The 5,825-nt window shown below is 64.8% G+C and carries 5 protein-coding genes; 1 reads left to right on the forward strand and 4 read right to left on the reverse strand.

What is annotated here, in order from left to right; all coding sequences use genetic code 11:
• Positions 1–830 (forward strand): glycosyltransferase family 4 protein (locus CQ12_RS27105; RefSeq protein WP_245310183.1); only part of this gene is annotated, 830 nt, incomplete at its 5' end.
• A gap of 74 nt (positions 831–904) precedes the next feature.
• Here the strand turns inward: CQ12_RS27105 and CQ12_RS27110 are convergent.
• The 4 genes from CQ12_RS27110 to CQ12_RS27125 all read right to left on the reverse strand — a co-directional run bounded on the left by CQ12_RS27110 (position 905) and on the right by CQ12_RS27125 (position 5,330).
• The gene (locus CQ12_RS27110; protein WP_057838343.1) at positions 905–1,480 is read right to left on the reverse strand and encodes a DinB family protein; all 576 of its coding nucleotides are present in this window, start codon (positions 1,478–1,480) and stop codon (positions 905–907) included.
• 207 nt (positions 1,481–1,687) lie between these two features.
• Positions 1,688–3,961 carry a xanthine dehydrogenase family protein molybdopterin-binding subunit gene (locus CQ12_RS27115; protein WP_057838344.1) on the reverse strand — a complete coding sequence of 758 codons (2,274 nt, stop codon included), beginning with the start codon at positions 3,959–3,961 and terminating at the stop codon, positions 1,688–1,690.
• An 18-nt stretch (positions 3,962–3,979) separates the two neighbouring features.
• Entirely contained in the window at positions 3,980–4,456 is a 477-nt protein-coding gene (locus CQ12_RS27120) for a (2Fe-2S)-binding protein (protein WP_057838345.1), read from the reverse strand.
• A gap of 4 nt (positions 4,457–4,460) precedes the next feature.
• The gene (locus CQ12_RS27125) at positions 4,461–5,330 is read right to left on the reverse strand and encodes an FAD binding domain-containing protein (protein ID WP_057838346.1); all 870 of its coding nucleotides are present in this window, start codon (positions 5,328–5,330) and stop codon (positions 4,461–4,463) included.
• Positions 5,331–5,825: the final 495 nt, after the last annotated feature.

The following is a 5,825-nucleotide window of genomic DNA, read 5'->3' on the forward strand; positions in this document are numbered from 1 at the left end:
TGCTCGAAGCGGTCGCGCAGCGCGCGCGCGAGTTCGACGTCATCCACGTCCATATCGACTGGCTGCATCTGCCGTTGCTGAGCCGGCTCGGCGTACCCTTCGTCACCACCACGCACGGACGCCTCGACTTGCCAGGATTTCCCGATGTCGCCTTGCGCTTTCCCGATGCGCCTTATGTCTCGATCTCAGACAACCAGCGCGCCGCGTTACCCGAGAACAAATGGATCGGCACCGTCTATCACGGCCTTCCCGTTGATTCATTCCGTCCTTCATTGGCGCGCGGGCGATACCTTGCCTTCCTCGGCCGGCTCACCTCCGAGAAAGGACCCGAGGCCGCCATCCGCATCGCGCGCGCGGCAAAAATGCCGCTGCATATCGCGGCCAAGCTGCCGCGCGGCGAGCGCGCCTTCTTCAAGGAAAAGCTGGAGCCGCAGATCGACGGCGAGCAGGTGCGGCTGACCGGCGAGGTCAACGACAGCACCAAGGAGGAATTTCTCGCCGGCGCCGCGGCGCTATTGTTTCCGATTCATTGGCCCGAGCCGTTCGGGCTCGTGATGATCGAGGCGATGGCATGCGGCACGCCGGTGATCGCCTTCCGCTCGGGTTCAGTTCCCGAGGTGATCGACGACGGGATTACAGGTTTTGTCGTGGAGAGCGAAGACCAGGCGATCGAGGCGCTCGGAAGGCTTGACGAACTGGACCGCGGCCGCGTGCGCGCGCATTTCGAGAAGCGGTTCACGTCGGAGCGGATGGCGAAGGAATATGTGCGGCATTACGAGGCGTTGCGGCAGACGAGACGAGCGAATGTGTTGGAGTCCGCACCGGCGTAGCTTCCGTAGGGCCGATTAGCCAAAGGCGTAATCCGCCATCTCTCTCTCGGCGGATTACGCTTCGCTAATCCGCCCTACGTGGTCTCACGATCCGCACCACCCCAGAGTCGCTCCTCCGTCCAACCCAGTTCCACAAACTCCGCCGCCCGCAACGGCGCCTCGCCCACAGCAAAGAACTCGTCGAGTTGGGGCGGGCTCACCGAGGTGCCACTGAGCATGCTGTGGGCCTGGCCGCGATGGTGCACCTGGTGCTGGAACAGATGCAGCAGCAAGCGATCCATCCGTTCGCGCTGGATGGAGGTGCCGCGGTGCACGGAGACGATACGCTGCAATCCGGCGGTGTCGAGCGCTTCGACGACCTTGAGCAAGCGCCGATCGACCGCGGCCTGCGCCTCCTTCAACGCGGCAACCGTAGCGCAAGGCTCCTGGTTCGCCCAGGCGGCCGGTCCGAGCGTGCCGCCTTCCATTGCATCGACGTAGAAGTGATCGATGATCAGGATGTGGTTGAGCGTGGCGCGCAGGCTCGGAAAGAAGCCGGTTCGCTTGGCGGTGAATTCATCCGGCGACAGCCCGAGACAGGCGGTGAGCAGCCGGTGGTTGGCCCAGGCGTTGTTGTAGGCCATGGTGCGGAAGGGAAGCACGTCGATCATTTGCGTCGTCCGCCGGTAGCCCGCATGAGCGCAGCGATATGCGGGGAACGATCATGAAGGCCCTGAATATCGCTTCGCTCATCCGGGCTACGCATGCTCGTAGCGTCAGTGCAAGCGAAGCGAAGCAATCCATAGCGCCGCTGCGGACAGATGGATTGCTTCGTCGCTTCGCTCCTCGCAATGACGGCCTGGCTATATCGTCGTACCCTACTCCGCCGCCTGCTGCGTCGGCGCCTCCAGCACTTCCAGCACCTTCGGCGGCGACATCGGCAGGGCGTAGAAGCGTTTGCCGAGCGCGTTGTAGATCGCGTTCGCGACCGCGGCCATCACGGGCACCAGCGGCACTTCGCCGACGCCTTTCACACCTTGCGGATGCTTCGGGTTCGGGATCTCGACCATGATGCAGTCGAGCATCGGCAGGTCCGAACAAACAGGCATGCGGTAATCGAGGAAGCCGGGATTATCGACCTTGCCTTCCTTCGTATAGATGTATTCCTCGTTCAGCGCCCAGCCGATGCCTTGCGCGACGCCGCCCTGAAGCTGGCCCTCGACATAGCCGGGGTGGATGGCGCGGCCGACATCCTGCACGGCGGTGTAGCGGATGACGCGCGCGATGCCGAGATCGACGTCGATCTCGACGTCGCAAACATGCGTGCCGAAACCGCCGTCGGCGCCTTGCGTGTTGAGCTGCACGCCGGCGCCAATGGGTCCGCCCATCGCGGGCGCCTTCTCGGCGAGTTCTTTCAGCGTCAGCGGTTCGAACTGGCCGGCGTTCGGGCTCACCGGATGCGCGGCGCCGTCCTCCCATTTCACTGCTTCGGGATCGATCTCCCAGATCTTTGCGGCGCGCTCGCGCAGCGTCTGGATGATCTTTTCGGTCGACTGCGTCACCACCATCGATGAAGCGAACAGCACGCGGCTGCCGCCGGTGAGGTTGGAGAAGCCGACCGTCTGGGTGTCGCCGATGATGACGGAGACGCGGCGGTAGTCGATGCCGAGCAATTCGGCGCAGATGTTGGCGATGCCGGCGCGCGAGCCGCCAATATCGGGATGCCCTGTGGTGACGACGACGTTGCCGTCCTCGGTGATATTGACTTGCGCCGAGGATTCGCCGCCGGCGTTGAACCAGAAGCCGCTAGCGACGCCCCTGCCCCTCAACCTGCCCTGTCCGTCGCCGAGCGGTGCGGCATAGTGCGGCGAGGACTTCGCTGCTTCCACCGTCTCGACATAGCCGATGCGCGGGAAGGTCGGGCCGTGCGCGGCCTTGGTGCCTTCCCTCGCGGCGTTCTTCAGGCGGAAGTCGAGCGGGTCCATCTTCAGGCGTTCTGCGACTTCGTCCATCACGCATTCGACCGCATAGGCGCCGATCGGCGCGCCCGGCGCGCGATAGGCCGCGACCTTGGAGCGATTGGAGCAGACGTCAAACCCTTCCGAGAGCAGGTTCGGAATGTCGTAGGGCGTGAAGCTGCATCCGGCGGCGCCGCGGATCGGCGAGCCCGGGAAGGCGCCGGCCTGCAGATAGAAGATGCCGTGCGCGGCAACAATCTTGCCGTCTTTCGTCGCGCCGATCTTCACCGTGCTCTTCGAGCCAGAGGTGGGACCGGTCGCGCGCATCACTTCCTCGCGCGTCATCACCATCTTCACGGGCCGCCCGGATTTCTTCGCCAGCAGCGTCGCGAGCGGCTCGAGATAGACGATGGTCTTGCCGCCAAAGCCGCCGCCGATCTCGGCGGGGATGGCGCGGATGTCGCTCTGCGGGATGCCTGTCAGCATCGACGTCATCGCGCGCACCATGAACTGGCCCTGGCTCGAACTCCAGATCGTGGTCTTGCCGTCGGGTGCCACCGAGATCAGGCAGGCATGCGGCTCGATATAGCCCTGATGCACCGGGCGCGTGGTGAAGGTACGCTCGATGACGACATCGGCCTTCTTGAAGCCTTCCGATATGTCGCCCTTCTTGTGCTCGAGACGTCCGGCGATGTTGGACGGCTTGCCGTCGAACTTGTTGAACTCGTGCAGGACGGGCGCATCCGATTTGATTGCGTCATCGATCTCGATCGACCACGGCAGCACCTCGTAATCGATCTCGATCAGCTTGCAGGCTTCGGCTGCGATCGCCTCGGTGGTCGCGGCGACGGCTGCGACGGGGTGGCCGGGGAACAGCGCCTTGTCGCGCGCCATCACGTTGCGGCACATCCAGCGCATGTCCTGGATGCCGAGCATCACCGCGCCCTTCTCGATCGGGAAATCGACGATGTCCTTTGAGGTGACGACGGCCCTTACGCCGGGCAGCGCTTCCGCTTTGGCCGTGTCGATCGATCTGATGCGCGCATGCGGATGCGGGCTGCGCAGGACTTTGCCCCAGATCATGCCCGGCATTGTGGTGTCGGCGGCGAACTGGGCGCGGCCGGTGACCTTGTCCATGCCGTCAGGGCGGATGGTGCGCTGGCCGATCCATTTGTTGTTGGTGACGAGATTCATTGGACTGTCTCCCGAAAACTATTGCGCGCGCATTTCGGCAGCGGTTTCCATCACCGCGCGGACGATCTTGTCATAGCCGGTGCACCGGCAGAGGTTGCCGGCGAGCCAGAAGCGGACCTCCTCCTCGCTCGGGTCCGGGTTCTTCTTCAGCAACGCATCGGAGGCGACCAGCATGCCCGAGGTGCAGATGCCGCACTGGAGCGCGGCCATTTCGAGAAACTTCTGCTGCAGCGGATGGAGCTTGTCGCCCTGCGCCATGCCCTCGATGGTCCTGATCTCGTGTCCTTCGGACTCGACCGCGAGCATCAGGCAGGAGCAGACCAGCCTATCGTCGAGCGTGATCGAGCAGGCGCCGCAATCCCCTGACGCGCAGCCTTCCTTGGAGCCGGTGAGGTTCAAGGTGCCGCGCAGCGCGTCGAGCATGGTGTCATTGGGCTCGCACAGAAATTCCATCGGCTCGCCGTTGATCGACGTGGTGACGTGAACTTTGGCCATTGAATTACTTTCCTTGAGCGCGTTGGGCGGCGATGGCGGCGGTGCGCTTGAGCAGCACGCCGGCCACCTTGGTGCGATAGGCGATGGTGCCGCGCTTGTCGTCGATCGGACGGCAGGCGGCGGAGCAGGCGGCTGCCGCCTTGGCGAGTGCGGCGTCGTCGAGCTTGGAGCCGATCAGCGCTTTCGCGGCGTCTTCCACCAGCAGCACGGTCGGCGCCACTGCGCCGAGACCGACGCGGGCTGATGTGACCGTGCCATCCTTGATCGTGAGGCTGACGCCGACACCGACGACGGCGATGTCCATTTCGGTGCGCGGGATCATGCGCAAGTAAGCGTCGCTCGATCCGGGCGGGCGCGGCGGCAGTGTGAAGCTCACCAGGATTTCGCCGGGCTTCAGATTGGTGCGGCCGGGACCGGCGGGAACGTCCTCCACCTTCATCTCGCGGCGGCCGTTCGGGCCCTGCACGGTGACGACGGCGCCGGCGGCGACCATCGCGGGCACGCTGTCGCCGGCGGGGGAGCCGTTGCAGAGATTGCCGCCCGCAGACGCCCTGCCCTGCACCTGCTTGGAACCGATCAGGTTGACGGCTTCGAGCACGCCGGGCCAGGCCTTGCCGAACTTTCCGTGCTCGGCGAGCGCCATGCCGGAGACGGCAGCGCCGATGCGAAAGCCGCCGTCGGCGATTGCTTCGATCGCGGTCATCTCGGGGATTTTCTTGATATCGACGATCACGCCGGGCTTGAGCACGCCGGATCGCATCTGCACCAGAAGATCGGTGCCGCCGGCCAGGATGCGCGCGGCGCTGCCCGCCTTCGCGAATGCACCGACCGCTTCGTCAAGCGTATCAGGCGCCAGGTATCGGAGTTCCGTCATGGTCTTCCGCCATCTCCCTTATTCCTGCCCGCCCCATATGGGCGATGGCCTTATATTGGCCCGGCAGTGCGGGCCAAGCGTACACGGGGATCAACGATTGGAACAGCCTGCGAGATCAGGTTGTTACGGCAGGCTCCTATGCGCAGGGCGGGGCTTGCGCGGCCAATTGCTCCGAGGCGGGGATCAATATCCGACATTGTGAAATCTGTAGGGTGGGCAAAGGCGCCCTTGCGCCGTGCCCACCATATTGGTTGAACTGTCCGGGTTGGAACGGTGGGCATCCGCCGTCGCTCTTCGAGCTATGGCGGACTGGCGCTTCCCCCTCCCTACCCGGATCGGTGACATTGATGCTGCTTCACAGACTCCTCGTTGCTGCCACGGCGTCCCTGTCCCTTTTCTCCATTGCCCTCGCCCAACCGGCCCCTGCCCCCGTCCGCCCCGCGCCGAGGCCCGCCGTCGCACCGCAGCCCGGTCAGCAGCCGCCGGCCGCCGCTC

It is taken from the genome of Bradyrhizobium jicamae (genome assembly GCF_001440395.1).
Lineage (GTDB): Bacteria > Pseudomonadota > Alphaproteobacteria > Rhizobiales > Xanthobacteraceae > Bradyrhizobium > Bradyrhizobium jicamae.